At 49.3% G+C, this 686-nt stretch carries 2 tRNA genes and 1 rRNA gene; all 3 read right to left on the reverse strand.

Annotated features, from left to right (window positions below):
- Positions 1-236: 236 nt before the first annotated feature.
- Positions 237-312, reverse strand: a tRNA-Ala gene (locus JG725_RS20565).
- A 114-nt stretch (positions 313-426) separates the two neighbouring features.
- Positions 427-503 (reverse strand) — tRNA-Ile (locus tag JG725_RS20570).
- Positions 504-576: 73 nt separating this feature from the next.
- A 16S ribosomal RNA gene (locus JG725_RS20575) occupies positions 577-686 on the reverse strand; the annotation flags it as partial.

Below are 686 nucleotides of genomic sequence, written 5' to 3' on the forward strand. Positions count from 1 at the left end.
GACTGCCTAGGCATCCACCGTGTACGCTTAGTCGCTTAACCTCACAACCCGAAGGTGTCTTTGATAAATCAAGTCACGCTCGCGCTGCGATTATTGAGAGACTCCGATACGACAAAATCACTACCCTTGCGGATAATATTCAGCCGTATCGTTTCAATTTTCAGCTTGTTCCAGATTGTTAAAGAGCAAAATACTTCGCAGCATACTGTTTCCAATACACTCTGAAGTCTTTTTTATGGTGGAGCTATGCGGGATCGAACCGCAGACCTCCTGCGTGCAAAGCAGGCGCTCTCCCAGCTGAGCTATAGCCCCAATCAGTCATACCTCTGCCAACTCGCTTAGCCGACGAAAGGTTCGTTGCGAGTAGCGCAGTGTGCAATCGCACATGAGCAACGCAGCAGCGAAGATTTCAAGGGTAAGTAGAGTTGGTAGGCCTGAGTGGACTTGAACCACCGACCTCACCCTTATCAGGGGTGCGCTCTAACCACCTGAGCTACAAGCCTATAAGGTATTTCTGCTCGTTATTTTCATCAGACAATCTGTGTGGACACTGCACAACCACTATCAGGCTTTTACTAAGGAGGTGATCCAACCGCAGGTTCCCCTACGGTTACCTTGTTACGACTTCACCCCAGTCATGAATCACAAAGTGGTAAGCGCCCCCCCGAAGGTTAAGCTACCTACTT

Source organism: Brenneria sp. L3-3C-1, from assembly GCF_016456245.1.
GTDB lineage: Bacteria > Pseudomonadota > Gammaproteobacteria > Enterobacterales > Enterobacteriaceae > Brenneria.